The 26,971-nt window shown below is 74.1% G+C and carries 20 protein-coding genes, 2 pseudogenes and 1 riboswitch; of the genes and pseudogenes, 10 read left to right on the top strand and 12 right to left on the bottom strand.

Going from position 1 to position 26,971, the window contains the following annotated elements; genetic code table 11:
• Positions 1 to 75: 75 nt before the first annotated feature.
• From ACIP67_RS31410 to ACIP67_RS31400, 3 genes are all read right to left on the bottom strand, one after another.
• On the bottom strand, positions 76 to 1,614 hold the full coding sequence (locus ACIP67_RS31410) for an ABC transporter substrate-binding protein (RefSeq protein ID WP_401696295.1): 1,539 nt from the start codon (positions 1,612 to 1,614) through the stop codon (positions 76 to 78).
• A gap of 225 nt (positions 1,615 to 1,839) precedes the next feature.
• On the bottom strand, positions 1,840 to 3,465 hold the full coding sequence (locus tag ACIP67_RS31405; protein WP_401696293.1) for a metallophosphoesterase: 1,626 nt from the start codon (positions 3,463 to 3,465) through the stop codon (positions 1,840 to 1,842).
• A gap of 93 nt (positions 3,466 to 3,558) precedes the next feature.
• Positions 3,559 to 3,798: an SCO4848 family membrane protein gene (locus ACIP67_RS31400; protein ID WP_385063974.1), complete on the bottom strand. Its 240-nt coding sequence runs from the start codon at positions 3,796 to 3,798 to the stop codon at positions 3,559 to 3,561.
• Between the two features lie 91 nt (positions 3,799 to 3,889).
• Here ACIP67_RS31400 and ACIP67_RS31395 point away from each other — a divergent pair, with 91 nt between their 5' ends.
• A complete protein-coding gene (locus ACIP67_RS31395; RefSeq protein ID WP_401696292.1) occupies positions 3,890 to 5,179 on the top strand; it encodes a D-alanyl-D-alanine carboxypeptidase family protein in 1,290 nt (429 codons plus the stop codon).
• On the opposite strand, the gene ACIP67_RS31390 is transcribed toward ACIP67_RS31395, so the two are convergent.
• From ACIP67_RS31390 to ACIP67_RS31375, 4 genes and pseudogenes are all read right to left on the bottom strand, one after another.
• Complete coding sequence (locus tag ACIP67_RS31390) at positions 5,133 to 6,047, bottom strand: YihY/virulence factor BrkB family protein (protein WP_401696291.1); 915 nt, start codon at positions 6,045 to 6,047, stop codon at positions 5,133 to 5,135. The genes ACIP67_RS31395 and ACIP67_RS31390 overlap by 47 nt on opposite strands.
• A pseudogene (locus ACIP67_RS31385) lies at positions 6,035 to 6,527 on the bottom strand (GtrA family protein). The gene ACIP67_RS31390 and the pseudogene ACIP67_RS31385 overlap by 13 nt, the downstream one beginning before the upstream one ends.
• Positions 6,488 to 7,588 carry a decaprenyl-phosphate phosphoribosyltransferase gene (locus ACIP67_RS31380; RefSeq protein ID WP_401696290.1) on the bottom strand — a complete coding sequence of 367 codons (1,101 nt, stop codon included), beginning with the start codon at positions 7,586 to 7,588 and terminating at the stop codon, positions 6,488 to 6,490. Before ACIP67_RS31380 ends, ACIP67_RS31385 begins: the two are co-directional and overlap by 40 nt.
• The gene (locus tag ACIP67_RS31375) at positions 7,585 to 8,127 is read right to left on the bottom strand and encodes a phosphatase PAP2 family protein (protein WP_401696288.1); all 543 of its coding nucleotides are present in this window, start codon (positions 8,125 to 8,127) and stop codon (positions 7,585 to 7,587) included. The genes ACIP67_RS31380 and ACIP67_RS31375 overlap by 4 nt, the downstream gene beginning before the upstream one ends.
• Before the next feature lie 133 nt (positions 8,128 to 8,260).
• On the opposite strand from ACIP67_RS31375, the gene ACIP67_RS31370 reads away from it, so the two are divergent.
• Entirely contained in the window at positions 8,261 to 9,643 is a 1,383-nt protein-coding gene (locus ACIP67_RS31370; protein WP_401696287.1) for an FAD-binding protein, read from the top strand.
• 18 nt (positions 9,644 to 9,661) lie between these two features.
• Positions 9,662 to 10,417 carry a decaprenylphospho-beta-D-erythro-pentofuranosid-2-ulose 2-reductase gene (locus tag ACIP67_RS31365; protein WP_401696286.1) on the top strand — a complete coding sequence of 252 codons (756 nt, stop codon included), beginning with the start codon at positions 9,662 to 9,664 and terminating at the stop codon, positions 10,415 to 10,417.
• 13 nt (positions 10,418 to 10,430) lie between these two features.
• Here ACIP67_RS31365 and ACIP67_RS31360 read toward each other — a convergent pair whose 3' ends face one another.
• The 5 genes and pseudogenes from ACIP67_RS31360 to ACIP67_RS31340 form a co-directional block, all read right to left on the bottom strand.
• Positions 10,431 to 11,009: a 2'-5' RNA ligase family protein gene (locus ACIP67_RS31360; protein ID WP_401696284.1), complete on the bottom strand. Its 579-nt coding sequence runs from the start codon at positions 11,007 to 11,009 to the stop codon at positions 10,431 to 10,433.
• 183 nt (positions 11,010 to 11,192) lie between these two features.
• Complete coding sequence (gene trpS / locus ACIP67_RS31355; protein WP_401696282.1) at positions 11,193 to 12,206, bottom strand: tryptophan--tRNA ligase; 1,014 nt, start codon at positions 12,204 to 12,206, stop codon at positions 11,193 to 11,195.
• Positions 12,207 to 12,306: 100 nt separating this feature from the next.
• A complete protein-coding gene (locus tag ACIP67_RS31350) occupies positions 12,307 to 13,758 on the bottom strand; it encodes a glycine hydroxymethyltransferase (RefSeq protein WP_401696451.1) in 1,452 nt (483 codons plus the stop codon).
• A 44-nt stretch (positions 13,759 to 13,802) separates the two neighbouring features.
• Positions 13,803 to 13,889: riboswitch (ZMP/ZTP riboswitch) on the bottom strand.
• Positions 13,890 to 13,959: 70 nt separating this feature from the next.
• Positions 13,960 to 15,421 (bottom strand): annotated as a pseudogene (locus tag ACIP67_RS31345) (RNA-guided endonuclease TnpB family protein); the annotation flags it as partial.
• Between the two features lie 561 nt (positions 15,422 to 15,982).
• Positions 15,983 to 17,401: a PLP-dependent aminotransferase family protein gene (locus tag ACIP67_RS31340; RefSeq protein WP_401696281.1), complete on the bottom strand. Its 1,419-nt coding sequence runs from the start codon at positions 17,399 to 17,401 to the stop codon at positions 15,983 to 15,985.
• Between the two features lie 47 nt (positions 17,402 to 17,448).
• Between ACIP67_RS31340 and ACIP67_RS31335 the strand changes: the two genes are divergently transcribed.
• From ACIP67_RS31335 to ACIP67_RS31305, 7 genes are all read left to right on the top strand, one after another.
• A complete protein-coding gene (locus tag ACIP67_RS31335) occupies positions 17,449 to 17,958 on the top strand; it encodes a carboxymuconolactone decarboxylase family protein (RefSeq protein ID WP_401696280.1) in 510 nt (169 codons plus the stop codon).
• Between the two features lie 98 nt (positions 17,959 to 18,056).
• Positions 18,057 to 18,548, top strand: a complete 492-nt coding sequence (locus tag ACIP67_RS31330; RefSeq protein ID WP_401696450.1) for a carboxymuconolactone decarboxylase family protein — start codon at positions 18,057 to 18,059, stop codon at positions 18,546 to 18,548.
• The gene (locus ACIP67_RS31325) at positions 18,545 to 19,261 is read left to right on the top strand and encodes an isocitrate lyase/phosphoenolpyruvate mutase family protein (protein ID WP_401696279.1); all 717 of its coding nucleotides are present in this window, start codon (positions 18,545 to 18,547) and stop codon (positions 19,259 to 19,261) included. Before ACIP67_RS31330 ends, ACIP67_RS31325 begins: the two co-directional genes overlap by 4 nt.
• A gap of 450 nt (positions 19,262 to 19,711) precedes the next feature.
• Positions 19,712 to 20,089 (top strand): CU044_2847 family protein, encoded by a 378-nt coding sequence (locus tag ACIP67_RS31320; protein ID WP_401696277.1) that lies wholly within the window; start codon positions 19,712 to 19,714, stop codon positions 20,087 to 20,089.
• 3 nt (positions 20,090 to 20,092) lie between these two features.
• Positions 20,093 to 22,306 carry a trypsin-like peptidase domain-containing protein gene (locus tag ACIP67_RS31315; protein WP_401696276.1) on the top strand — a complete coding sequence of 738 codons (2,214 nt, stop codon included), beginning with the start codon at positions 20,093 to 20,095 and terminating at the stop codon, positions 22,304 to 22,306.
• On the top strand, positions 22,303 to 23,253 hold the full coding sequence (locus ACIP67_RS31310; RefSeq protein ID WP_401696275.1) for an AAA family ATPase: 951 nt from the start codon (positions 22,303 to 22,305) through the stop codon (positions 23,251 to 23,253). Before ACIP67_RS31315 ends, ACIP67_RS31310 begins: the two co-directional genes overlap by 4 nt.
• A gap of 235 nt (positions 23,254 to 23,488) precedes the next feature.
• Complete coding sequence (locus ACIP67_RS31305; protein ID WP_401696273.1) at positions 23,489 to 26,779, top strand: SAV_2336 N-terminal domain-related protein; 3,291 nt, start codon at positions 23,489 to 23,491, stop codon at positions 26,777 to 26,779.
• Positions 26,780 to 26,971 lie beyond the last annotated feature (192 nt).

Here is a 26,971-nt window from a genome sequence, read left to right as displayed (position 1 = left end):
GGATCCGGCCCGGATCCGGCCCGGGTCCGGCTCGGATCCGGCCCGGGTCCGGCCCGGATCCCATACAGATCCGGTTCAGATCCAGTTCAGCCGCCACAGCCGGAACACGCCGTTGCCGTCTGCCAGATACTGGCCGCCGCCGACGTCGGCGCTGGTGAGGACGTACTCCTTGCGCTGCCACAGCGGGACGACCGGCACGTCCTGGGCGATGACCGCCTGGAGCTCGCGGAAGTCGGCGGCGGCGGCGCCGCGGTCGGCGTACTGCCGGCTCTCCCGGATGTACGCGTCGACGGCCTTGCTGCTGTAGCCGGTGTTCATGCTGGAGTCCGTGCCGACGAGCGAGGCGCCGAAGGTGTCCGGGTCGGGGTAGTCGGCAACCCAGCCGACGGCGTACGCGTCGAGCCCGCCGGACGCCCAGCGCTTCTGGAAGTCGGTCCACTCGTACCCCTTGACCGACACCTCGAACAGGCCGCTCGCCTCCAGTTGCCGCTTGAGCTCCTGGGCCTCCTGGGCGGCGGCGGCGCTGCCCAGGCCGTAGCCGTAGGTGAAGCGGACCGGGACGTCGACGCCGGCCTTCTCCAGCAGCCGGCGCGCCTTGTCGGGGTTCTGGTCCGGGTAGTCGTCGAAGAACGACGTGGTGTGGCCGGTGATGCCGGCCGGGATGAGCGAGTACAGGGGCTCGACCGTGCCCTTGTACACGGAGTCGGCCAGTTGCTCGCGGTCGATCAGCCAGGCCATCGCCTTGCGCACGTCGGTGTCGTGCAGCGGGGAGCCGGAGCGGGTGTCGAAGTACAGGTTGCGGGTCTCGGCGCTCTCGGCCTCGACGATCCGCTGGTCGCCGTCGCCGGGGTCGAGCGCGGCGAGCACGCTCGGCGGGAGCTGGCGCGTGGCGACGTCGACCTTCTCGGCCTTCCAGGCCTTGTCGAGCGCCTCCGGGTCGGCGTAGTAGCGCAGTTCGACGGACCCGCCGGTCTTCACCGCGCCCTTGTAGCGCTCGCTGGGGGTCAGGTCGACCCGCTTGCCCTTGCTGTACCGGGTGAGTTCGTACGGCCCGGTGCCGTCGGCCTGGTCGTCGGTGCGCAGGGCGTCGGCGGGGTAGCGCTCGCGGTCCACGATCGAGCCGGCCCCCGTGGCCACCTTGAACGGGAAGGTGGCGTCCGGCGAGCTCAGGTGGAAGGTGACGGTACGGCCCTCGGCCTCCACCGACTTCAGGGTGGAGAACAGGGACGCCGGGCCGACGTCGGAGTTGATCTTCTTGACCCGGTCGAAGGAGAACTTCACGTCCTCGGCGTCCGCCTTGCGGCCACTGGGGAACGTGAGGTCGTCGCGCAGCTCGCAGGTGTACGTGGTCAGCCCGCTGCCGTCGAAGGAGCAGCTCTCGGCCGCGTCCGGCACCGGCTCGGCGCCGCCCGGCTCGTAGGTGAGCAGTGACTGGTAGACGTTGCTGAACAGCGCCCAGGAGCCCGCGTCGTAGGCACCGGCCGGGTCGAGCGAGGTGACGGTGTCCGTCGTGCCGACCTTGACGGCCTTGCCCGAGGCGCCCTGCGACGGCAGCAGTTGCCAGCCGCCCACTCCGACGGCGGCGAGAACCAGCAGCGTCGCGAGGATGCGCATGCGAACCGATCGCACGGTGGTGCCCTGCCCTCCCCAGGCCCACCGGCCCGGTCCTCCCAGTGCCACCCCCCTATGGCGGCGGGGCTCACCTAATCACACGTGTTTCATCCGGGGAAGGGGAATCTGGCGAGATGGGAAAGAACTTGCCGACCGGTTGTTTCAGCCGAGTTTCACGGCTCCTCCGCACGTTCTCCTCGCCCTGGGCGGACGCATGGTGACGGAACGTCAGGCCCGGGTCGAGGCGAGTTCGACGACCGTGATGTCCGACGGCGCGCCCACCCGCGTGGGCGGGCCCCAGGCGCCGGCGCCGCGGGAGACGTACAGCTGGGTGTCGCCGTAGCGCTCCAGGCCCGCCACCGTCGGGTTCGCGGCCGCGGCGAGGAGGTTGCCGGGCCAGAGCTGGCCGCCATGGGTGTGGCCGGAGAGCTGGAGGTCGACGCCGTGGTCGACGGCGTCGTGGATCTGGACGGGCTGGTGGGCGAGGAGCACGCACGCGCGCGTGGTGTCGCGGTCGCCGAGCGCCGCGGCGTAGTCGGGACCCTGGCCCTCGCTCTCGCCCGCCACGTCGTTGACGCCCGCCAGGTCGAACCAGGGCAGCTCGGTGCGGGCGTTCTCCAGGGGGCGCAGACCGAGCCGGCGCACCTCCTCGACCCACTGCTCGGCGCCGGAGAAGTACTCGTGGTTGCCGGTGACGAAGAAGCTGCCGTGACGCGCCTTCAGCCCCGCGAGCGGGGCCGCCGCCGGGCCCAGGTCCTTCACGCTGCCGTCGACCAGGTCGCCCACGACGGCGATCAGGTCGGGCTGGGTGCCGTTGATCGTGTCGACGACCCGCTGGGCGAAGCCCCGGCCGAGGACCGGGCCCAGGTGGATGTCGCTGACGACGGCGATCCGGTAGCCGTGCGCCGCGCGCGGCAGCTTGGCCAGCGGGACCGTGACCCGCTTGACCGTCGGCCCGTCGAGGACGCCGTACGTGCCGTACCCGACCGTCCCGACGGCGGCCGCGGCCGCGGCGCCGCCGATCACACGCGAGACGAACAGCCGACGGGAGGGCGCGGCGACGAGCTGGGGGAACGGGGTGGCGGGGGGACCGTCGGGGGTGGCAGGAGAACCGTCAAGGGTGCCGGGAGAACCGTCGAGGGTGCCGGGAGAACCGTCGAGGGTGCCGGGGGAGGAATCGGCCGGGGCGTCGGCCGGGCTACCGGCGGAGGCAGAGGCCGGGCTACCGGCAGAGGCGGAGGCAGAGGCCGGGCTGCTGGCGGAGGCAGAGGCCGGGCTGCCGGTGGAGGCAGAGGCCGGGCTACCGGCAGAGGCGGAGGCAGAGGCCGGGCTACCGGCGGAGGCAGAGGCCGGGCTACCGGCAGAGGCGGAGGCAGAGGCCGGGCTGCCGGCGGAGGCGGAGGCCGGGCTGCCGGCGGAGGCGGAGGCAGCGGCCGGGCTGCCGGTGGAGGGGACGGACCGGGCCGGTGCGGGCTGCTGCTCGCGCGGCGCGCCGCCCGCCGGTGCCGGCCTCGGGTGGGACACGGCCGCCGGGGCGGGACCGCGCCGCTCCAGGTACCGCCGCAGCAGCGGGCGGACGGCCTCTCCCACGACCACCGCCAGCAGCAGGTAGATCGACAGCGCCAGCCACAGGAAGCCGGGCCAGGCGAGGACGCGCTGGAGCCAGAAGGGAGCACCCGTGCGCTCGGCGACCAGGGCGCCGACGGCCAGCGCCCACCCGCCCGCGATCAGCGCCGCGCCGCCGCGCCGCACCCACCCGGGAGCGCGGGTGGTGTCGCGGAACAGGCGGCGCCACAGGTACCAGTTGGCCGTCACCAGGACGGCCAGGGCGAGCAGCACGAAAAGGATGGCCACGGTGTCGTAATCCCCGCTGTCGGCTTGGGCGTCCGCGAACGGCGTCCGGCGGTCCGGCCGGTGCGCCGGGCGCCGGAGCGCCGGGACGATCGGTTATCGCGTGCGGCGCAGGGCGCGCAGTCCGCGCAACCCGATGACCCCGATGACCGTCCCCAGTACGAAGGAGACGACGGCGAGTGTCAGGTGGACCCAGAAGTACGCCGTGGGATCGCCGTCGTCGAAGGCGAGCCCGCTGCTGTCCTTGATCAGGTTTTTGACGAAAGTGACCCAGATGACCCAGCTCCACACCCCGAAGGCGAGCAGGAACCAGGACACCGGGCGGCTGAGCTTCATACGTCCAGTATCGCCAACCGGTGTCCGGTTCCGTGCCGGGGGTGGGGAGGGGGATGGGACTTCCCGTCGCCCGCCAGGTACGTTCTCCGTCGTGCCCGCTCCTTTGAAGCAGACCGTCAGGCGTTCCCTGCTGGTCACCTCCGCGACCCTCGCGTCCCTCGCGCTGACCGCGCCCGTGTCCCTGGCGGCCCCGAGCCCCTCACCGTCGGCCTCGGCGTCGGCCACTCCCCCGGCGGACATGTCCACCGTCGGCGGTGAACGCCTCGGGCAGGCCGGGACGCAGGTGGACCTCGCGGGCGGCGCCCCGGTGCTGCCCAAGGACCTGACGGCCCGGTCGTGGATCGTCGCGGACGCCGAGTCCGGCGAGGTGCTCGCCGCCCACAACGCGCACTGGCGCCTGCCCCCGGCGAGCACCCTGAAGATGCTCTTCGCCGACACCGTGCTGCCGAACTTCCCGAGCACCACGCAGCACAAGGTGCAGGCGACGGACCTGGAGGGCATCGGCTCCGGCTCCAGCCTGGTCGGCATAAAGGAGAACGAGACCTACACCGTGCACGACCTGTGGCTCGGTGTCTTCCTGCGTTCCGGCAACGACGCCGTGCACGTGCTGTCGTCGATGAACGGCGGTGTCGAGAAGACGGTCGCGGAGATGAACGCGCACGCCGAGGAGCTCCAGGCCCTCGACACCCACGCGGTCTCGCCCGACGGCTACGACGCCTCCGGCCAGGTCTCCTCGGCGTACGACCTGACGCTGATCGCCCGCTCGGGGCTGCAGAAGAAGGACTTCCGGGAGTACTGCTCGACGGTGACGGCGAAGTTCCCGGGTGCGACGACGAAGAACAAGAAGGGCAAGACGGTCCGCGAGACCTTCGAGATCCAGAACACCAACCGGCTCCTGTCCGGCGACTACGACATAAGCCAGTACGAGGGCATCGCCGGCGTCAAGAACGGCAACACCACCAACGCGGGCGCCACCTTCACCGGCGTCGCCGAGCGCGACGGCCGGGTGCTGCTGGTCACGGTGATGAACCCGGAGAAGACGGACCACAACGAGGTCTACAAGGAGACCGCCGCCCTGTTCGACTGGGGCTTCCAGGCCGCCGGCAAGGTGCAGCCGGTGGGCGAGCTGGTGGCGCCGAAGGGCACCGCCCAGGCCGGCGCGGAGCCCAGCGCGGGCGCCTCGGGCGACGCCTCCGGCGAGGCCGGCGGCACCGGGAACGTGTCGGGCAGGCCCGTGGCGAGCGCGGTGCCCGAGGGCGGCTCGGGGGGCATGGGCGTCGCGCTGGCCGTGACCGGGGGTCTGCTGGTGCTGCTGGCGGGCGCCGCGTTCCTGGTCAACCGCCGCTGGCCGCTGCCGGATCTGGTGCGGCGCCGCCGCTGACGCCGGTGTCCGGCGTCTCCGCCGCGCTGCCCGTCGCCGTCCAGGCGGCGCAGAACAGGACCAGCTTCGCGGTGAAGTTGATCCACAGCAGCAGGGCGATGGGCACCCCGAACGCGCCGTACATGCTCTTCGCGGCCACGCCCTGGAGGTAGCCGCTGAGCAGCAGTTTCAGCAGTTCGAAGCCGACCGCGCCGGTCAGCGCCGCCACCACCAGGCGGCGCCGCCGGGGCTCGACGCCGGGCAGCAGGGTCAGGACGTAGAGGAGCAGCAGGAAGTCGGCGAGGACGGCGACGGCGAAGGCGGCGAGGCGCAGCAGCACCCCGCCCCAGCCGCCCTCGTCGATGCCGAGCTGCCGGGTGATCCAGCCGACCATCGCGGAGGCGACGGTGGAGGCGGCGAGGGTGACGAGGACGGCGCCGCCGAGTCCGACGAGGACGCCGAGGTCCTTGGCCTTGCGCAGGACCGGGTTGTCCTCGTCGTCGGGCAGCTCCCACACCGCGCGCAGGCACTCGCGCGTCGCGCCCGCCCAGCCGACGCCGGTGAACAGCAGGGCGGCACCGGCGATGAGGCCGACGGTGCCGGCGTTCTGCACCAGGGCGTCGATGTCGAGCTGGTCGGAGATGCCGGGCACCTGCTCGGCGAGCCGGTCCTCCAGGGTGTGCTGCTGGTCGCGGCCGAACGCGGCGGCGGCGATCGCGGCGGCCACGGTGAGCAGCGGGAAGAGCGCGATGAAACTGGTGAACGTCATCGCCGCGGCCAGCCGCGTCCACTTCACCCGGTCCAGCCGCTCGAACGACCGCCACGCGTGCGTGGCCGTCAGGCGCGTGACGAGCGGCCCGATCCCGGGGAGTCTTTTCAGCCAGTCCATGCTCCGACCCCGCCCTCGTCAGTTCCGCCCCGTGCTCCGGCCCGCGCCGAACACCCATGTCCGTGTACCCCAGAACCGCAGGACGGTCGCCAGCGCCATGCCGACGCCGGCCCCGGAGACGGTGTCCGCGCGGTGTGAGGTGAAGCCGAGACCATAGTGGCTGACGGCGAGACAGAGGAGCTGGACGAGGGCGCCGGCGAGGTTCACCGCGAGGAACACGGCGTAGGGGCGCGGGCCCTTCACGCGCGCGTGCCGGTAGGGGCCGAGGATGTTGCCCGCGTAGGCGACCGTGCAGCCGGCCAGGAAGGAGAGGGCCTTGGCGGTGAGCGGGTCGAGGCCGGCCGGGCCGCGCAGGTGGGTGAAGAGGGCGAGGTCGGCGGCGTAGGCGAGGAGGCCGACGGCGGCGAAGCCGAGCAGCTCGCTCCGCCGCGGTGCCGTTCTCACCAATGGGCCACCGCCAGCCCGTACATGGCGGCCCAGGCGGCTCCGATCAGGGTGAGGGCGCGGTCGCCGAGGACGACCTCCTCGGGTTCGCCGGCGGTGCCGCGGTCGGCGAAGACGGCGTAGCGCAGGACCGCGAGGATGAAGGCGACCACCGACAGCTGGCGCCAGGGCAGCAGGCCCGGGTACGGGACGCCGCCCTCCTCCAGGGCCCACAGGCAGTAGCCGAGGACGGCGACCCCGGCGGCCAGTTGCCAGACGAAGCGCAGGTAGCCGGTGGTGTACTCGGTGAGCAGCGCGCGGGTGGCGCCCTCCTGGCCGGCCATCTGCACGGCCTCGGAGTAGCGCTTGGCCGACACCATGAACAGCGCCCCGAACCCGGTGGTGATCAGGAACCAGCGCGACAGCGGGATGCCGAGCGCGAGCCCGCCGACCATGGCCCGCATCAGGAACCCGGTCGCGACGACGACGAGGTCGACGACCAGGACGTGCTTGAGGCTGACGCAGTACGCCAGTTGCATGGCGAGGTACGCCGCCAGGAGGGCCGCGACGGCGGGCGAGGTCAGCCAGGCCGCGGTGGCCGGCGCGAGGACCGCGAGGGCGCCTCCCACGGCGTGGGCGAGGGGCACCGGGACCTGGCCCGCGGCGACCGGGCGGTGCCGTTTGACGGGGTGGGCGCGGTCGGCGTCGGCGTCCCGGGCATCGTTGATCAGGTAGACGGCGGCGGCGCAGGCGGTGAACAGGGCGAAGACGAGGGCCAGTTCGGTGAGGGCGGTCCAGGAGAAGAGCCGGCCGGCGGCCGCGGGGGCGGCCACGACGAGGGTGTTCTTGACCCACTGCTTGGGGCGGGCGGTGCGCAGGAGGCCGACGAGGAGGGAGCCGGTGCGGGCGGGGAGGGGGGCGGCGGAGAGGGAGGGATCGGGGCGGGAGGGATCGGGGCGGGAGGGATCGGGGCGGGAGGGATCGGGGCGGGAGGGATCGGGGCGGGAGGGATCGGGGCGGGAGGGGTCGGGGTAGGCGCGGGAGGGGTCGGTGAGGAGGGTCTTGGTACGGGGAGGCTTGGTGAGGGAGGTCTTGGTGAGGGGCGCGGTCTCCGTCATGCCCCGCCTCCTCGCACACCGTGGGCGCCCGCGTGTATCCAGCGTGCTCCCGCGCGCGCCGTGAGGGCCCCGAGGGCCGCGCCCGCCGCCACGTCGGAGGGGTAGTGGACGCCGACGACCAGGCGGGAGAGGCACATCGCGGCGGCGAGCGGGGCGACGGCGTACACGCCGAGCGCGCCGTAGGCGACCGCGGCGGCCGCCGCCGAGGTGGCGTGCGAGCTGGGGAAGGAATGCCGGCCGGCGGTGCGCACCAGGGGCTCGACGTGGGCGGGACGCGGACGGCGGACGATCCGTTTCACACCCGAGCCGGCGAGGTGCGCGCCCGCGGTGAGCGCGGTGGCGCGCAGCCAGGCGCCGCGCCGGGTGCCGTCCACGGCGGCGCCCACGAGTCCCCCCGCGAGCCACAGGGCGCCGTGCTCGCCCGCCCAGGACAGGGCGCGCGCGGCCCCCGCCACGCGCGGATCCGCACCACGCGCGCGGAGCGCCGCGAGGATGCGGTGGTCGAAGTCCGCCGGGGTGTCATCCGTGTGGTGGTCCATGGGGACTCACTGTTCACGCCGACCCCGCCGGAACTCCGCCAATATTGAGCGACATACCATTAATCACCCATTTTGGGGAGGGAGCGAATGTTTCACAACTAACCGCTCACAAAGGGGCGATACGGTCGCCGACATGGCTGCCGAGACCGTTTCCGACGCCCCTTCCCGGACCGTCCCCGTCATGGGGTGGGGCCGCACCGCCCCCACCGCCGCCCGTCTGGTCCGCCCCCGGACGTACGAGGAGGCCGTGGCCGCCGTCCGGGACTGCGGGGCGCGCGGCGGCATCCCCCGGGGCCTGGGGCGGGCGTACGGGGACGCGGCGCAGAACGCGGGCGGGACCGTGCTCGACATGACGGGCCTGGACCGGATCCACGCCGTCGACGTCGCCGAGGGGACCGTCCGGTGCGACGCGGGCGTCTCCCTGCACCGCCTCATGGAGGTGCTGCTGCCGCTCGGCTGGTTCGTGCCGGTGACCCCCGGCACCCGTTACGTGACCGTGGGCGGCGCGATCGGCGCCGACATCCACGGCAAGAACCACCACGTGTCCGGCTCCTTCTCCCGTCACGTCCGGTCGCTGGAGCTGCTCACCGCCGACGGCTCGGTCCGCACGGTCGGCCACGGCACTCCCCTGTTCGACGCGACCGCCGGCGGCATGGGGCTGACCGGGGTCGTCCTCGCGGCCACCCTCCGCCTCCAGCCGGTCGAGACGACGTTCATGAGGGTCGACACCGAGCGGGCCAGCGACCTCGACGACCTGATGGCCCGGCTGACGGCCACCGACCACGGCTACCGCTACTCCGTCGCCTGGATCGACCTCCTCGCGCGTGGAGCGGCCACCGGACGCGCCGTCCTGACCCGCGGCGACCACGCGCCCCTCGCCGCGCTGCCCGCCCGTGCGCGCCGGGCCCCGCTGTCCTTCCGCCCCTCCCGGTTCCCGCCCGCCCCCGCCTTCCCGGAAGGGCTGCCGGAGGGGCTGCTCACCCGCCGCACCGTGGGACTGTTCAACGAGTTCTGGTACCGCAGGGCGCCCCACGCGCGGACCGGCGAACTCCAGCGGCTCTCCGCCTTCTTCCACCCCCTCGACGGCGTCCCCCACTGGAACCGCGTCTACGGCCGCAGCGGCTTCGTGCAGTACCAGTTCGTCGTCGGGCACGGCGAGGAGGACACCCTGCGCACGATCGTGCGCCGCCTCTCGCGCCGCGGCTGCCCGTCGTTCCTGGCCGTCCTCAAGCGCTTCGGCGAGGCCGACCCCGGCTGGCTCTCCTTCCCCCGGCCCGGCTGGACCCTCGCCCTGGACATCCCGGCCGGGCTGCCCCGCCTCGCCGCCCTCCTCGACCAGCTGGACGAGCAGGTCGCCTCGGCCGGCGGACGGGTCTACCTCGCCAAGGACTCCCGGCTGCGGCCGGACGTGCTCGACGCCATGTACCCGCGGCTGGACGACTTCCGCGCGCTGCGCGCGGAGCTGGACCCGCGCGGGGTGTTCGTCTCCGACCTCGCCCGCCGTCTCTCCCTCTGAAACCCTTCAGGAGCTGTCGTGAAGGACGCCTTCGGCCTCCCCCAGTCTCTCCTCGTCCTCGGCGGCTCGTCCGAGATCGCGATGGCCACCGCGCGCCGTCTGATCGCCCGCCGCACCACCACGGTCTGGCTGGCCGGACGCCCGTCGACCGCCCTGGAGCAGTCGGCGGCCGAGCTGCGCGGCCTCTGCGCCGAGGTGCGCACCGTCCCCTTCGACGCGCTCGATCCCGAGTCCCACGAGACCGTGCTCGGCAAGGTCTTCGCCGAGGGCGACATCGACATGGTCCTGCTCGCCTTCGGCGTCCTCGGCGAGCAGGCCCGCGACGAGCGCGACCCGGTGGCCGCGGCGCGTGTCGCGCAGACCAACTACACGGGCGCCGTCTCGTCCTGCCTGGTCGCCGCCCGCGCCCTCCAGGCCCAGGGCCACGGCTCCCTGGTGGTGCTCTCCTCCGTCGCCGGCGAACGCGCCCGCCGCACCAACTTCATCTACGGCTCCAGCAAGGCCGGCCTGGACGCCTTCGCCCAGGGCCTCGGCGACGCGCTGCACGGCACCGGCGTCCACGTCATGGTCGTCCGCCCCGGGTTCGTCCGGTCCCGGATGACCGCAGGGCTGGACGAGACCCCGCTGGCGACCACCCCCGAGGCGGTCGCCACGGCCGTCGAACTGGGTCTGCGGCGCCGCTCGGAGACGGTGTGGGTGCCGGGGATGCTCCGGGTGGTGATGTCGGTGCTGCGGCACGTGCCGCGCGGGGTGTTCCGCCGGCTGCCCCTGTAGGCCCTGTGGAGGCCTACCGGGCGGGCAGGGAGTCGCGGTCCACGCAGGCCGCCTGCGGGGGCACCACCGGCCCGCCGAAGGCGTACTCGCGCAGCTTGCGCCACACCCCGTCGGCGCCCTGCTCGTACAGGGCGAAGCCGGTGCAGGACCAGTCCGCCTCGTAGGCGGCGAGCTCCTCGAACGCGCGGTCCATCGCCGCCTCGTCGATGCCGTGCGCCACGGTGACGTGCGGGTGGTAGGGGAACTGGAGCTCGCGGGGGACGGGCCCGGCGGGGTCCCGGACCTGCTGCTGGAGCCAGGCGCAGGCCTCGGCGCCCTCGACGACCCGGACGTACACCACCGGCGACAGGGGCCGGAAGGTGCCCGTGCCGGACAGGCGCATCGGGAACGGGCGGCCCGCCCCGGCGACCGAGGTGAGGTGCGCCTCCACGGCCGGCAGCGCGGTGTCCTCGACCTCCGTCGGCGGCAGCAGCGTGACGTGCGTGGGGATGCCGTGAGCCGCGGCGTCGCCGAAGCCCGCGCGCCGCTCCTGGAGCAGGCGGCCGTGGGGCTCCGGGACCGAGATCGACACACCGATCGTTACGGTCCCCACGTCGTCTCCTGTCGTCGTGCCGGAAGTGGTGCCGGATGTGCTGCCGGGTTCATGGCCCGTCGTCGACGGCCGTGGCCGGTCGTACGGCTATCGACTGTACGGCCACGGCTGTGCTGTGGGCAGGCGCAGCGGAAGTGATGTGCAGCGCTCTGCCCGGCGCACCCTGTGTGCGGTGGTGCGCCCTCAGTGCTTCGCGGGCAGGAAGCCGATCCGCCCGTACGCCCGGGAGAGGGTCTCCGCGGCCACGGCACGTGCCTTCTCCGCCCCTTTGGCCAGGATCGAGTCCAGCGTCTCGGGGTCGTCGAGGTACTGCTGGGTGCGGTCCCGGAACGGGGTCACGAAGTCCACGACGACGTCGGCGAGGTCCGTCTTGAGCGCGCCGTAGAGCTTGCCCTCGTACCGCTGCTCCAGCTCGGGGATGCTCGCGCCGGTCAGCGTGGAGTAGATGGTGAGCAGGTTGCTCACGCCCGGCTTGTTCTCGGTGTCGTAGCGGACGACCGTGTCGGTGTCGGTGACCGCGCTCTTGACCTTCTTCGCGGTGGCCTTCGGCTCGTCGAGGAGGTTGATGAGGCCCTTCGGCGTGGACGCCGACTTGCTCATCTTGACCGACGGCTCCTGGAGGTCGTAGATCTTCGCCGTCTCCTTGAGGATGTACGGCTTCGGGATCGTGAAGGTCTCGCCGAAGCGGCCGTTGAAGCGCTCGGCGAGGTCGCGGGTCAGCTCGATGTGCTGGCGCTGGTCCTCGCCGACCGGGACCTCGTTCGCCTGGTAGAGCAGGATGTCCGCGACCTGGAGGATCGGGTAGGTGAACAGGCCGACGCTCGCGCGGTCGGCGCCCTGCTTGGCGGACTTGTCCTTGAACTGGGTCATGCGGGACGCCTCGCCGAAGCCGGTCAGGCAGTTCATGACCCAGGCGAGCTGCGCGTGCTCGGGGACGTGGCTCTGGACGAAGAGCGTGCAGCGCTCCGGGTCGAGGCCGGCCGCGAGGAGCTGCGCGGCGGCCAGCCGGGTGTTGGCCGTGAGCTCCTTCGGGTCCTGCGGGACCGTGATCGCGTGCAGGTCGACGACCATGTAGAAGGCGTCGTGGGACTCCTGGAGGGCCACCCACTGGCGGACCGCGCCGAGGTAGTTGCCGAGGTGGAACGAGCCCGCGGTGGGCTGGATTCCGGAGAGCACACGAGGTCGGTCATTCGCCATGCTCACCATTCTCTCAGAGAGACGGGGGGCTTCCGTGCGGGGGGAACCGCGGATCGGGGTGAGCCGATCGCGCAGTTCCCCGCACCCCCTGCGGGGCGCTTCAGCCCAGGTCGATCTCCGGGTACAGCGGGAAGCCGGCGACCAGGTCCGTCGCCCGCTGGGAGATCTCCTCCGCCACCTTCGCGTCCAGGAGGTGGGCGGCCTTGCTCGGGGCGCCCGACTTGGTGGTGCCCGGCTCGGTGGTGGTGAGCACGCGGTCGATCAGGCCCGCCACCTCGTCCATCTCCGCCGTGCCCAGGCCGCGGGTGGTGAGCGCCGGGGTGCCGACGCGGATGCCGGAGGTGTACCAGGCGCCGTTGGGGTCGGCGGGGATGGCGTTGCGGTTGGTGACGATGCCGGAGTCCAGCAGCGCCGCCTCGGCCTGGCGGCCGGTGAGGCCGTAGGAGGTGGCGACGTCGATCAGGTTCAGGTGGTTGTCCGTGCCGCCGGTCACCAGCGTGGCGCCGCGGCGCGTCAGGCCCTCCGCCAGGGCGCGGGAGTTGTCCACGATGCGCTGGGCGTAGCCCTGGAAGGCGGGCTGCCGGGCCTCGGCCAGGGCGACGGCCTTGGCGGCCATGACGTGCGGGAGCGGGCCGCCGAGGACCATCGGGCAGCCGCGGTCCACCTGGTCCTTGAGGGAGTCGTCGCACAGGACCATGCCGCCGCGCGGGCCGCGCAGGGACTTGTGGGTGGTGGTCGTCACGATCTGGGCGTGCGGGACCGGGTCGAAGTCGCCGGTGAGGACCTTGCCCGCGACCAGGCCGGCGAAGTGGGCCATGTCGACCATGAGGGTGGCGCCGACCTCGTCGGCGATCTCCCGCATGACGCGGAAGTTCACCAGGCGGGGGTAGGCGGAGTAACCGGCGACGATGATCAGCGGCTTGAACTCGCGGGCGGACGCGCGCAGGGCCTCGTAGTCGATCAGGCCGGTCGCCGGGTCGGTGCCGTAGGAGCGCTGGTCGAACATCTTGCCGGAGATGTTCGGGCGGAAGCCGTGGGTGAGGTGGCCGCCGGCGTCCAGGGACATGCCCAGCATGCGCTGGTTGCCGAAGGCCTGCCGCAGCTCGGCCCAGTCGGCCTCGGTGAGGTCGTTGACCTGGCGGGCGCCGGTCTTCTCCAGGAAGGGGGCCTCGACGCGGTCGGCGAGGACGGCCCAGAAGGCGACGAGGTTGGCGTCGATGCCGGAGTGCGGCTGCACGTAGGCGTGGCGGGCGCCGAAGAGCTCCTTGGCGTGCTCGGCGGCGAGCGACTCGACGGTGTCGACGTTGCGGCAGCCGGCGTAGAAGCGGCGGCCGACGGTGCCCTCGGCGTACTTGTCGCTGAACCAGTTGCCCATCGCCAGCAGGGTGGCCGGGGAGGCGTAGTTCTCGGAGGCGATCAGCTTGAGCATCTCGCGCTGGTCGGCGACCTCCTGGCCGATGGCGTCGGCGACCCGCGGCTCGACCGCGCGGATCACGTCCAGGGCGGCGCGGAAGGCGGTGGACTCGGTGGAGAGGGGCTGCTGCTCGGGCATGTCGTCGGCCTCCGGTGGCGTGGCGTGCGAGCGGTCACGGTTCTCGGTCTGGCCCAGGCGCACGGCACTGTTACGTCAGGCCGCTCCCCGATGGTCCGTCCCATCCCAGCGCGCCAGTCACGGCCTGCTCGAAAGCCTACCGGGCGCGCCGCCGGGAACCGGCGTCACGTCCGCCAGACGAGACCTTCCGGGCCTGGTCTAGAGGATCACGTGGGGCAGGAAGCGGGCGTACTCGTCCGTGATCAGACCGGAGGACTCGCGGATGCCGAGGCCGGCGGACTCGTTCCCGACGACCCAGGCGCCGAGGACGACGTGGTTGCCGTCGAAGGCGGGCAGCGGGGCGAGCTGCTGTTGACATGCTCCTCGCCCTGAAGGGCGAGGATTCTGGCCTTCCCTGACTGGTTGCGTGCCGCTACGCGGCACGGTTTCCGGTCGGGAATCCGTGGCTTCCTGTTTCTTCGCGCTGTGCCAGAACGGGTTCTGGTCTTACCGGCGCTCCGCAGGCCGATACCGCCAGTCCGGCGGCCGTCTTCACATTGAGTGCGGCATTGTGGTCCCGGTCGTGGACCGTGCCGCAGGCGCTGCAGGTCCATTCCCGGATGTTGAGGGGTTTGGGCCCGTCCTTGACCCCGCAGGTGGAGCAGACCTGACTCGTCGGCTCGAACCGGCCGATCTTCACCAGGGTGCGCCCGTACCGGGCGGCCTTGTACTCCAGCATGTTCACGAACGATGCCCAGCCCGCATCATGGACGGACTTGGCCAGCCTGGTGCGCGCCAGTCCCGCCACCGACAGGTCCTCCACGGCGATCCCTTGGTTCTCGGAGATCAGCTTCGTGGAGAGCTGGTGGTGAAACTCGCGGCGCGCGTCAGTGACCCTGGCATGGGCGCGGGCGACCTTCAGGCGGACCTTGGCCCGGTTCTTCGATCCCTTCTGCTTGCGGGACAGCTCCTTCTGGGCCTTCTTCAGCTTCTTCTCCGCGCGCCGCAGGAAACGCGGGGAGTCGATCTTCGTGCCGTCGGAGAGGACGGCGATGGGGGTCCCCCCGGACGGAGTCTGGGGGAGGGTGAGGCCGAGGTCGATGCCGACGGTCTGATCGCTTGCGGGCATCCGGGCCTGGTCGGCGGCGGGGTCGGTGTCGATGACGAAGGACGCGAAGAACCTGCCCGCCGCGTCCCTGACGACGGTGACGGAGGTCGGGGTGGCGGGCAGCGTGCGGGACCACTTCACTCTCACCGCCCCGATCTTCGGCAGGTCCAGACGGCCCGCGACGGTGATCTTCCAGCGGGCGTTGGCGGTGAAGCGGATCGACTGCCGCGTGTCCTTGCGGGACTTGAACCGTGGTGCTCCCACCTTCGGCCCTTTACGGGTGCCCTTGAGGGAGGCGAAGAAGTTGCGGTACGCGGTTTCGGCGTCCCGCAGGGACTGCTGGAGCACCACCGCGGACACCTCACCCAGCCAGGCACGCCCGGCCGTCCGCTTCGCCTCGGTGATCAGCTTCCGGGACAGCTCCCCGGCCGTCGGGAACGGCCGCCCGGCCTGACGGGCGTCCTCACGGGCACGGACCACCTCGTTGAACACGACACGGGCACACCCGAACGCCCTGGCCAGCGCGGTCTGCTGGACGACGCTCGGGTACAACCTGAAGACGTACCGAAGCTGCATGCGAAGAGCGTACGAACGAGCCATACCGGATGTCGCCGGGAACATCCGTTCCCCACCCCACCCTCGGTGACCACGCTGTCCGGCTCCGCCGGACCTGAATCCGCGACGCTCCGCGTCGCCACTGATCAGATTCGCTTCACCACCGGCCTGAAGTGAAGGCCGATGCACTGCGAATGAAATCCGGTAGCGCCGGGCCGTGAGCCGGAGGCGGGCCAGCGCTTCGACGGCCGGGAGACCCGGTGGCCCGAGCCCGGCGATGTCGCACACCACGACCGCCGCGACGACGCCCATCCCGCCGATCCCGCCGAGCACGACCGTGCTGGAACGCAGCCGCCTGCGTGTGTCCGCCATGTCCTGTTCCCCCGTCGCAGCGGCCCGGCGATCCCTCGGGCCTGTCTCCCCATCGCGTCGGCCCGGCGATCCCTCCGGGCCTCTTTCCGCCGGTCAGCCTAGAGATCGTCGGGAGGGCGGCCCGGGCCCGGCCGCCCGCCCGCAGGCCGTTCGCGCGGTTTGCGGGGGTGTGCGTGGTCCTCGGTGCGGACCGGCGCGCGCCCTCCGGGCCTACGGCAGCACCCGGCACAGCGCGGCCAGCGCGCCCGCCCAGGCGTGGTCCGGTGGTGTTCCGTAGCCGACGACCAGGGCGTCCAGCGGGTCCGCCACGGCCGCCTCGTGGCGGAAGTACGACAGCCCGTACAGGGCGAGGCCCTGCCAGGCGGCCGCCCGGACCACCGACCGCTCGGCGCCGGGCGGCAGGCTCACCACGGCGTGCAGTCCGGCCGCGATGCCGGTCACCCGGGCGCCGGGGGAGGCGGCGGCGAGGGCCGTCACCAGGGCGTCCCTGCGGCGGCGGTAGCGCAGACGGGCGGAGCGCACCTGGCGGTCGTAGGCGCCGGAGGCGATGAACTCGGCGAGGGTCAGCTGGTCCAGGACGCCGCAGGTGTCGATGTGGCCCTTCGCCGCCGCGGCCTCCTCGGCGAGGCCGGGCGGCAGCACCGCCCAGGCGAGCCGCAGACCGGGGGCGAGGGACTTGCTGGCGGTGCCCAGGTAGACGACGTGGTCGGGGTCGAGGCCCTGGAGGGCGCCGACGGGCTGGCGGTCGTAGCGGAACTCGCCGTCGTAGTCGTCCTCCAGGACCAGCCCGCCGGTGCGCCGCGCCCAGTCCACGACGGCCGCCCGCCGGTCGCGGTGCAGCGGAACGCCCATCGGGAACTGGTGGGCGGGGGTGAGCAGGACGGCGCCCACGTCGGCCGGCGGCACGGGGTCGGTGCCGAGACCGTCGAAGGGGAGCGGCCGGGTGCGCAGGCCGGTCGCCGTCAGGAGCCTCTCGTGCTGGTCGAGGCGGTACGACTCGACGGCGACCGTGCGGACCCCGCGCGCCCGCAGGACCGCGCCGAGCACCTCGAGCGCGTGCACGAACCCGGCGACGACGAGGACGCGTCCGGGGTCGGTGCGCACGCCGCGGGCGCGGGCGAGGTAGCCGGCGAGCGCGGTGCGCAGTTCGACGCGGCCGCGGGGATCGCCGTAGCCGAGGGCCTCGTGGGGTGCGGCGGTGACGGCGCGGCGGGCGGCCTTGAGCCACTCCGCGCGCGGGAAGGAGGCGAGGTCGGGCGTGCCGGGGCGCAGGTCGTACGCCGGGCGGTGGAGCTCGCGGGGCGGGGAGGCCGCGCCGGGGGACGGCACGGCCGTCCTCCCCCGCTGCCCGGTGGGTACGGCGGGGACCCCCTCCGCGACCCGGGTGCCCGAGCCCTGCCGGGCGGTGAGCCAGCCCTCGGCGACCAGGTCGGCGTAGGCGTCGGCGACCGTGTTGCGGGCGATGCCGAGGTCGGCGGCGAGCGTGCGGGAGGAGGGCAGCCGGGTGCCGGGGGCCAGCCGGCCGCTGCGGACCGCCTCGCGCAGGGCGTCGGTCAGGCCCCGGCGCAGGCCGGGACCGGTCGGTTCGAGATGCAGGTCGACGCCCAGAGTGGCCCACGGTTCCGCCATGGAAATGGACCATACCCGTGGGCTGCCTCGCTCCTAGGGTCGACGGTATGACGACGAACGACACCACAGCGACGGCCGTGGAGTACGCCCCCGAGCACGCCCCCCGCCTCGCCTGGGCCGAGCTGGCCCCCGACGTCTTCAAGGCGATGCTCCGGCTGGACGCCGCCGCCCGGAAGGGCGTCGACCCGAAGCTGCTGGAGCTGGTGAAGATCCGCGCCTCTCAGCTCAACCACTGCGCGCTCTGCCTCGACATGCACAGCAAGGACGCGCTCGCGGCGGGCGAGAGCGTCGAGCGGATCGTCCAGCTCGGCGCGTGGGAGGAGTCGGAGCACTTCTACACGGAGAAGGAACTGGCCGCGCTGGCGCTGACGGACGCGGTGACCGTGCTGACGGACGGCTTTGTGCCGGACGAGGTGTACGCGAGGGCGGCGAAGCACTTCGAGGACGCCGAGCTGGCGCAGCTGATCGCCGCGATCACGGTGATCAACGCGTGGAACCGGTTCGGCGTGACCTGCCGGCTGGCGCCGGGTCACTACGAGCGGGGGCAGTACAAGTGACGGAGGCGGCACGGGTGGCGGGAGCGGTGACACGGGTGACGGGGGCGGCGGCACAGGTGGCAGGGGCGGCGGGACAGGTGGCGGGAGCGGTGACACAGGTGGCGGGGGCGGCGGCACAGGTGGCGGGGGCGGCGGGACAGGTGGCGGGGGCGCGTACCGCGCCGCTGGACCGGGCCGTCGGGCAGGCCCTGTCCGCGCTCAGCGCCGCCGCGAAGAAGGGGCTCGGTGACCCGGCGCTCGCCGAGCTCGTGGTGATCCGTGCCTCGCAGCTCAACCACTGCGCGTTCTGCCTCGACATGCACCTCGCCATCGCCCGGGAGCACGGCGTCCCCGGGAAGAAGCTCGACCTGCTGAGCGCCTGGGAGGAGGCCGGGGACGCCTACGACGAGCGGGAGCGGGCCGCGCTGGCGCTGACGGAGGCGGTGACCGTCCTCACGGACGGATTCGTGCCGGACGAGGTGTACGAGCAGGCGGCGAAGCACTTCGCGGACGCCGAACTGGCCCACCTCATCGCCCTGATCACCGCCATCAACAACTGGAACCGGGTGATGGTCACCCGCCGGATCGCGCCAGGAGGTTACCGTCCGTGAACAAGGTCGAGACGTTCCGCGCCCTGCACCGCCGCCCCGCCCCCGAGGACCCGCTGGTCCTGCCGGGCCCGTGGGACGCCGCCAGTGCCCGGGTCCTCGCCGACGCCGGTTTCCCGGCGCTGGCCAGCCCGAGCGCCGGGGTGGCCGCCGCCCTCGGGTACGAGGACGGTCGGACGCCCGCGGAGGAGATGTTCGCGGCGGTCGCGCGGATCACCCGGGCCGTGGACGTGCCGGTGTCGGCGGACGTCGAGGACGGCTACGGCCTGCCGCCGAAGGAACTGGTCGAGCGGCTGCTGGAGGCGGGCGCCGTGGGCTGCAACCTCGAGGACTCGCACCAGGGTGTCCTCAAGGACCCGCGGGCCCACGCCGACTGGCTCGCCGAGGTGCGGTCGGCGGCGGCCGACCAGCTGTTCGTGAACGCCCGCGTCGACACCTTCGTCCTGGGGGTCACCGACCCCGACCGGGCCGTGGAACGGGCCGCGCTGTACGTCGCCGCCGGCGCCGACTGCGTGTACCCGATCGGCGCGCCGGCCGCCGTGCTGCCGCTGCTGCGGGCCGGGATCGAGGGGCCGGTCAACGTGTTCGCCAAGGTCGGCGAGGGCGCCTCACCGGCCGAACTCGGCGGGCTCGGGGCCACCCGGGTCACGTTCGGCCCCGGGTTGCAGCGCCGGGCGGCCGCCGCCCTCGGGGAGATCGCCGGGGGGCTGCGTTGACGCCCTCTCCTGCCCGAGGGCAGGAGATTCCGGTCCGTACCGCTACGCGGTACCACCTTGGGTTCCTGTTTCACGGGCCTCTGCCGACCGGTGAGGGTCGGTCTTACGTGGCCTCCGCAGGCCTGACTTCCCGCCCGTCCGGCGGTAGGCCGGACAACTTCGTTGTCCGGCAAGGCGATGCTAGCCGTGCCGCTGCGACCCTCCGGGCCGCTACGGGCAGGATGCCCTACACCTCCCCCTGAAGGGTGGAGCACTGGGCAAGTGTTCGGTAGCGGGGCGCCCGGGACCATGTGCACGACGCAGCCGGGGACCAGGGACCGGGAACCGGGAACCGGGAACCGGGAGCCGGGAACCGGGAACCGGGAACCGGGAAACCCTGCCCGGTGTCCGGCCGGTACGTTTTGACGCAAAGGCCTGGTACGTGCCCGCTCTGTCGATCAGAATGCTGTCGTGTCCACCTCGATCAACACAGCGTTAGACGACGGCACTCCCGTCAGATTCCTCCTCGGGCCCGCCGCGGGTGCCCCTGCGGTGCGGGACGACGACGACCGTCCCGCGGGAATGGGCCGGGCGGTGCCCGTGGGGGCGGCCGGCGCGGCCGTCGCCGACCTCGCCGCCGGGGCGCTGCGCGGGGCGCTGCGACCGCTCGGGCCGCTGATCCAGGAGGTGCACGACTCCGTGCGGGGCGTGCCGGACCCGCCGGACGAACTGAGCGTCACCTTCGGGGTGCAGGTCGGGCAGGACCTCAAGCTGGGCATCGTCGGCGGGAACGGGCAGGCGCACCTCACGGTCACCGCCACGTGGAAACCGGCGACCGGCGCGGAGTGATCCGTGGGCTGGTTCAAGTCCGTCGGCCGTGCCGACGGCGCCGAGTCGGGTCCGTGCGTCGCGTCCGTGCGGCGCTCCGCCGACGGCGGGACGGCGGGCGGGGCGGTCGTCCTCGCCGTCGACACCCTGCTGACCTGCGCGCACGTCGTGAACGTGGCGCTGGGCAGGCGCATGTTCGAGTCCCGGGTGCCCCGGCTCGACGATGTGCTGGTCGACCTCCGGGGGCCGTGGCGCGACGAACGGTTCCCCGCGCGCGTGGTGCACTGGATCCCGCCCCGCGCGCCGGACGGCGGGCCGGTACGCGACGGCGACGACGAGTGGCTCGGCGACCTGGCGGTGCTGCGCGTGGACGCCCCGCCGGGCGGGGTGCCCGCACCGCACCGCCGTACCGCCATGGCGGCGGGGCAGACGGTGCGCGCCTGGCACGGCAGCGGGCGCGGCGCGACCTTCGCCGATCTGCGGGTCGCCGCGCTGGACGGGCCGGTCGGCTACCTCGACGGCAAGAGCACCGGCATGGCGGTCGGCCCCGGCTACAGCGGCGGACCGCTGTGGTCGGAGGAGGAGGGCGCCGTCGTGGGGCTGGTCGCGGCGCACTTCATGCCGGAGTGCGGCCCCGGCGGGGAGCCCGTCCCGCACAGTCCGCAGCATCTGATCCGGCGGAGCTGGGGCATCCCCTGGCAGCGGGTGGAGGCCGAGCTGCGGCCGCTGGGCGTACTGGACGCGGACGACGCCGCCGGGCCGGAGGAGTCCGACGACCCCGCCCACGGCATGCTCGTGGCGGCGATCCGCAACGCGCTGCCGTCGCCGTACACCCTCGGTGACACCGCCCGGCAGCTCGCCCACGCCTGCGGGGTCGCGCCGGGCAGCCCGGTGACGCCTCCGACGGTGGAGGAGTTCGCCGCCTTCCTCCTCCTCCAGCCCCGCGCCCTGGCCGCCTTCGCGGAGATCCTGCGGCCCCGCGACCCCCGGGCCGCCGACCGCGCCCTGGTCGCCGGACGGCTGTCCGCCACCCCGCTGCTGCTGTCGCCGCGTGAGCACCGGCGGCTGCACCAACTGCTGCGCCGGGTCGAACGGCCGGTGCTCACCCGGGTCCCGGAAGCGGTCCGCGAGGCCACCAAGCGGGTCGCCGCACCGTACGACGGGGAGACCCTCGACGTGCTGCTCGACCGGCTGGAGACCCTGCCCGGCGACGGCCACTCCGACGACGGCGGTCCGCGGGTGCCGGTGCTGCTCCGGGTCGTCGAGTACGTCGCCGCGCTGTGCCCCGCGCCCCGGCAGGCGGACCTGCGGCTGTGGTCGGACGGTGTGGCCGGGCGGCTCGGCATCCCGCTGGCGGCCCTGCGCGAGCGCCGCTCCGACGCCCAGGAGTGGGCCCGGACGCTGCGGGCCGGGGACCGGCGGGTGCGGGTGCTCGCCCGGGTGACGCGCGCCGGGCGGGGCCGCCACCGGCTGCGGGTGTGGTGCGACGAGGGCACCGGGCCCCGGCAGGTGTCCACCGACAGCTCCGCCACCTACTCGGCGTCCCAGGCGGCGCGCGAACTGCTGCGCGTCCTGGAGACCCTCGCGCCCGAGGCGACGGAGGCCGGCCGGCCGCTCGTAGAGGTGCTGGTCGACCGGGCGGACCTCAACCTGCCGGTCGACGAGTGGGCCGCGCAGGCGCCCGGCGAGGTCGTCCCCGGCGTCCTCGGCGTCGAGTTCCCCCTGGTCGTGCACTGCCCGGAGCTCCTCCACCGGCACGAGCGCTTCCTCCCCGACTGGCGTGAACGGTGGCGGCAGCTCGACTCGGGCGAGACGCTGGTCGTGTCCGACCCCGCCCAGGACCCGCACCAGGTCTACTACGAGCTGATGGGCCGGCTGGACACGGTCCGCGTCTCCGTCGACGTCCCCCCGGGCCCGCGCGACGCCATCGTTCAGATCTGTCTCGCGGTGGGCATACCGGTCGTGGTGTGGGACCGCGGGGGCGACAAGTCGCCGTCCTCGGTGTCATCCTCGGCGGCCTCCCCGGCGTCTTCCCCCACGACGTCCTCGTCGTCGCACGTCGTCCGGCACATGGCGCAGGTCGCCACCCGTGAACTGCCCGACGGAGTCCGCGTCTACCGGGCCAACGCCCGGGGGACGCGCGCTCCGGAGTTCCCCGGCCGCCCGGTCCTCGCCTGGGCGGACGCCGACCGCACGGTGCCCCGGCTGCACCTGACCGAGCCCCAGGAGGGCGCATGACCTCCGTACCCGAGGCCGACTGGCGCCTCTTCCGCGGCGACGGCGTCCCGCGTGCCGTCGACCTGCCCTCGGCACCGCCGTGGCGCCGGTTCAGCCCCGCCCCGGCCGTCCGGCCCGAACTGCCCTACCTGATCGAGCCGCAGCACGCCGACGTCGTCAACGCGGCCCTCCATCTGCGCCGCCCCCTGCTGGTCACCGGTCCGGCCGGCACCGGCAAGTCGTCCCTCGCCCGCGCCGTCGCCCACGAACTGCGCCTCGGCGCGCTGCTGCGCTGGTCCATCAACAGCCGCTCCACGGTCAAGGAGGCGCTCTACCAGTACGACGCGATCGGACGGCTGCGGGAGACGACGCTCAGCCGCGACCGGGGCGAGGGCGAGCCGTCCATCGGCACGTTCATCCGGCTCGGCCCGCTCGGCACCGCCCTGGTGCCGTCCGCCACGCCCCGCGCCCTGCTCGTCGACGAGATGGACAAGGGCGACGTCGACCTGCCCAACGACCTGCTGACCGTCTTCGAGGAGGGCTACTTCGACATCCCCGAACTGACCCGGCTGCCCGAGGACATGGCCGACGTCGACGTGCGGACCGCCGACCACCGCGGGACCGTGACGGTGCACCAGGGGCGCGTGCAGTGCGCCGAGTTCCCGGTGGTCGTCATCACCAGCAACGGCGAGCGCGACTTCCCGCCCGCCTTCCTCCGGCGCTGCGTCCGCCTCGACCTGCCGGTGCCGGACGAGACCCGGCTGCGGGCCATCGTCACCGCCCACCTCGGCGAGGAGGCGCTGCGCGACGCCGACGACCTGATCGACGCGTTCCTGCGCCGCCGCGCCCCCGGTGAACTCGCCACCGACCAGCTCCTCAACGCCGTCTTCCTGCGCACCGGCGGCGTCGACCTGGACGCCGAGGGCCTGCTGGACGCCGTACTGCACCAGCTCACCGGGGCCATGTGACGCCATGGACGGGGGGACGGGGCACTGGGGGCCGGATCACGGAGGACCGGGGCACGGAGGACCGGATCACGGAAGGACGGGGCACGGAGGACCGGGGCACGGAGGACCGGATCACGGAAGGACGGGGCACGGAGGGCCGGGGCACGGAGGGCCGGGGCACGGAGGGCCGGGGCACGGAGGGACGGCCCGCGGGCGTCCGGCGGGTGGCGGGGCGCGGCTCGCGGAGGCGCTGCGGGTGCTGCGGGCCTGCGGACACGACCTGGACGCCGACCAGGTGCTCGACGTGCTGTGGCTGGCCGGGCGGTTGCCCTCGGGAGCCGCCGCCCCGCTCCACCGCACCGGGCCCGTCGAACACCCGCCGGCCCCGCCGCGGCCCGACCCCGAGCCGGACGACACCGGCCCGGCACGCCCCGCGCCCCGGTCCGACGATCCCGACCTGCCCGACCTCACCGGCCGCTCCCTGTACGCGGCGGCCCGGCAGGCACCGGCGCCCCCCATGCCCGACATCCGGCTGCGGCACGCCCCCGACCCGGGCCGCGCGATGCCGGTCCGGGTCCCCGAGGACAAGGCCCTCGCGGGCGAACTCGCCGTGGGCCGGGCGCTGCGGCCGCTGCGCCGCCGCCGGGCCAGCCCGCACCGCCGGGAGATCGACGAGGAACGCACCGCCGCGGAACTCGCCGAGACCCGGCTGCCCGACGTGGTGCAACGGCCCGTGCAGGAACGCTGGCTGCACCTGGTGCTGCTCGTCGACGACGGCCTGTCGATGCTGCTGTGGCACCGCCTCGGCGCCGAACTGCGCACCCTGCTGGAGCGGCTGGGCGCCTTCGCGACCAGCCGGGTCCTCGGCCTGGACACCCGGGACGCGCCCGAACCGCGGCTGCACGCCCGCCCCTTCCGTCCGGACAGCACGCCCGTACCGCTGAGCCAGGTCAGCGACCCCTCCGGGAACACGCTCGTCCTGGTCGTCAGCGACGGCATGGGAGCGGCCTGGCGCAGCGGCGCCCTGCACCGGCTGCTGTCCCAGTGGGCCTCCCGCGGCCCCACCGCCGTCCTGCACACCCTGCCGCCCGACCTGTGGGAGGGCTCCGGCGTCCACGCCGAACGCTGGCAGGTCACCACCCGGCGCATCGGCGGCGCCAACACGTCCTGGGAGATCACCGACCCGGTCCTCCCGCCGGACCTCGCCGCCTTCAACGGCGTACCGGTGCCGGTGCTGGAACCGACGGCCGCCTCCCTGCGCCCCTGGGCCCACCTCCTGGCCTCCCCCGGCGCCACGGTCTCCCTGCCCCTGGCGGCCCCGCCCGGCCGCCACGGCCCCGGCGGCCCGGCCGGCGACCCGGGCGACCCCCAGCACTTCCGGGACGCGGCCACCCCGGAGGCGTACCGTCTCGCCGCCCACCTGGCCGCCGTGTCCCCGCTCACCGTGCCGGTCATGCGGCTGGTGCAGACGGCGGTCCCGTGGCGGGCGCGCACCTCCCATCTCGCGGAGGTCTTCCTCGGCGGTCTGATGCGCCCGCACCCGGCGCCGGTGCCCGGCCCGCTCCCCGCCAAGCACCAGGTCTTCGACTTCTCCGACGCGTCGCGCCTGGTCCTGCTCGACGCGGTGCCGCAGGCCGAACTGCTGCGCACCAGCCGGCGCATCGGCCGGCGCCTGGAACAACTCGCCGGCCACTCGCCCGACTTCCCGGCCTGGCTCGCCCACCCGGACGGCCCGGCCCAGCTGTTCGGGACGCGCCGGCCGTTCACCAGCGTCGAGCGCAGGCTCCTCACCCGCTTCGGGGTCTCCTTCGACCGGGAGACGCAGGGCCTGGGCGCCGGCCACGGCCACGGACCCGCCCCCTCGGACGGCTGGGGCCCGCTCACCGACGCCGACCCCCGGCGGCTGGGCCCCTACCGGCTGCGCCGGCGCCGGCGCCTGCGCCGTCTGACCGAGTACGACGGCGTCGACGACCGGGGCTCCACCGCCCTGGTGCGGACCCCGCGCGCCGACCTGCCCGCCGGCCACGCCCGGATGATCGAGGTCGAGGCGGAGGCGCTGCGCCGGCTGGGCGGGCAGTACGCCCCCGCCCTGCTCGCCACCGGGATCGAGGACGACCCGCCGTGGCTGGCGGCGGCGCCGGTCGACGACGGCTCCGGGCAGATCGCCGCCCCCCGCCTCGCGGAGATCTTCAACGCCGCCCACGCGGAGGGCACCGCCCCCTTCGACAAGATCACCGCGCTGGTCGTCGGCTGGCACCTCGCCGGCGCCCTCGCCCTGTGCCACCTGCACGGGCTCGTGCCCGCCGACCTCAACGCCGAGAACATCTTCGTGCTGCGCCGCTCGGTGGTCCTCGGCGACCTGTCCGACTGCGCCGTGGACGGCGTGTACGCCGGGACGGGCCCGCTGCCGACGCCCGAGGACAACGTGCGCGCGCTGGGCGAGCTGCTCCAGCTCGTCAGCAGCAAGGCGGGCTGGGAACTGCCGGGCCGCCCCGAGGGCATGCACCTGTGGCAGGGCGACACCTGGCGGCGGCTGCGCCGCCTCGTCCTGCGCTGCCTCGACCCGGACCCGGCCGCCCGCCCCGGCGCGGGCGACGTGGCCGACGTCCTGGCCCGCTACATCGCCCAGTCCCGCGTCGAACGCACCGTCCCGCCGGCGTCCTCGGTCACCGCCCGCCCCACGGAACGCGTCCCGCTCGCCCTCCCGGCGCCCCCCGCGCCGCCCGACGGCCGCGTCCTGCCGCTGCCCCGGTTCGGCGGCGCCCGCCGTGAGGCGGAGGCCCGCCTGGCCCGGCTGCGTGCGCCCCTCGGCCACGGCAGGCGGGTCACCCTGGTGGGCGCCTACCACTACAGCGGCCGTGCCACGACGACGATGGTCCTCGGCACGCTCCTCGCCTCCGTGCGCGGCGAACCCGTTCTCGCCCTCGACGGAGCGGCCCACGAAGGCGGCCTCAACCGTTTCCTCACGCGCCGCAACCCGGCCACCGTCCGCGATCTCGCCGGCCTCCCGGCCGACCCCTCCTACGCGGAGGTCCGGGCCCTCACCACCCGTCTGCCGTCCGGTCTGGAGGTCGCCGCCCACCCGCCCGGCCACTCCAACCCGAACCTGGTCCACACCCAGGCCTACGAGCACGTGCTGGCCCGCGCCGAGCCCTACTACTCGTTCGTCCTCACCGACTGGGCGCCGCAGCGGCTCGACGCGTCCGCCGACACCGTCCTGGACCTGACCGACCGGCTGATCCTGTGCTGCGGCACCGCCGACTGGTTCCTCGCGGCCGCCCGGCGCGTGCTCCAGCGGCTGCGGGAAGCCCGGCGCTGGCGCCTCGCCGACGAGGCGATCGTCGTCGTCAGCGAGGTCGAGGGCCCCTCGGCCCGCCGCGACCCGCTCGCCCTCGCCGGTCACCTCGGCGTCAGCGTCAACCAGGTGGTCCCCGTCCCCTTCGACAAGGCACTCACCGCCCCGCGGTTCAGGGACGTGAGCCGGCTGCGGGGGGCGACGGTGAAGGCGTTCGTCGACCTGGCGGAGAAGGTCGTGCAGGGGCCGTAGGGCCGGGCGGGGCGCTGTCGGGGCCCGGAGCATGGGGGCGGGCGGACGCCGTCGAAGCCCCGAGCACGAGGGCCGGGCGGGGCGCCGTCGGGGCCCCGAGCATGGGGGCGGGCGGACGCCGTCGAAGCCCCGAGCACGAGGGCCGGGCGGGGCGCCGTCGGGGCCCCGAGCATGGGGGCGGGCGGACGCCGT

Origin of the sequence: Streptomyces sp. NPDC088812 (assembly GCF_044750285.1) — a bacterium.
Lineage (GTDB): Bacteria > Actinomycetota > Actinomycetes > Streptomycetales > Streptomycetaceae > Streptomyces.
This window is presented reverse-complemented; position numbering and strand designations above follow the sequence as displayed.

Coding starts and splice junctions, on each gene's coding strand:
- ACIP67_RS31390 (WP_401696291.1), bottom strand. CDS start 6,047: ATGGACTGGCTGAAAAGACTCCCCGGGATCGGGCCGCTCGTCACGCGC.
- ACIP67_RS31400 (WP_385063974.1), bottom strand. CDS start 3,798: ATGAAGCTCAGCCGCCCGGTGTCCTGGTTCCTGCTCGCCTTCGGGGTG.
- ACIP67_RS31350 (WP_401696451.1), bottom strand. CDS start 13,758: ATGCCCGAGCAGCAGCCCCTCTCCACCGAGTCCACCGCCTTCCGCGCC.
- ACIP67_RS31370 (WP_401696287.1), top strand. CDS start 8,261: ATGGCTGCCGAGACCGTTTCCGACGCCCCTTCCCGGACCGTCCCCGTC.
- ACIP67_RS31335 (WP_401696280.1), top strand. CDS start 17,449: ATGACGACGAACGACACCACAGCGACGGCCGTGGAGTACGCCCCCGAG.
- ACIP67_RS31375 (WP_401696288.1), bottom strand. CDS start 8,127: ATGGACCACCACACGGATGACACCCCGGCGGACTTCGACCACCGCATC.
- ACIP67_RS31310 (WP_401696275.1), top strand. CDS start 22,303: ATGACCTCCGTACCCGAGGCCGACTGGCGCCTCTTCCGCGGCGACGGC.
- trpS (WP_401696282.1), bottom strand. CDS start 12,206: ATGGCGAATGACCGACCTCGTGTGCTCTCCGGAATCCAGCCCACCGCG.
- ACIP67_RS31380 (WP_401696290.1), bottom strand. CDS start 7,588: ATGACGGAGACCGCGCCCCTCACCAAGACCTCCCTCACCAAGCCTCCC.
- ACIP67_RS31410 (WP_401696295.1), bottom strand. CDS start 1,614: ATGCGCATCCTCGCGACGCTGCTGGTTCTCGCCGCCGTCGGAGTGGGC.
- ACIP67_RS31340 (WP_401696281.1), bottom strand. CDS start 17,401: ATGGCGGAACCGTGGGCCACTCTGGGCGTCGACCTGCATCTCGAACCG.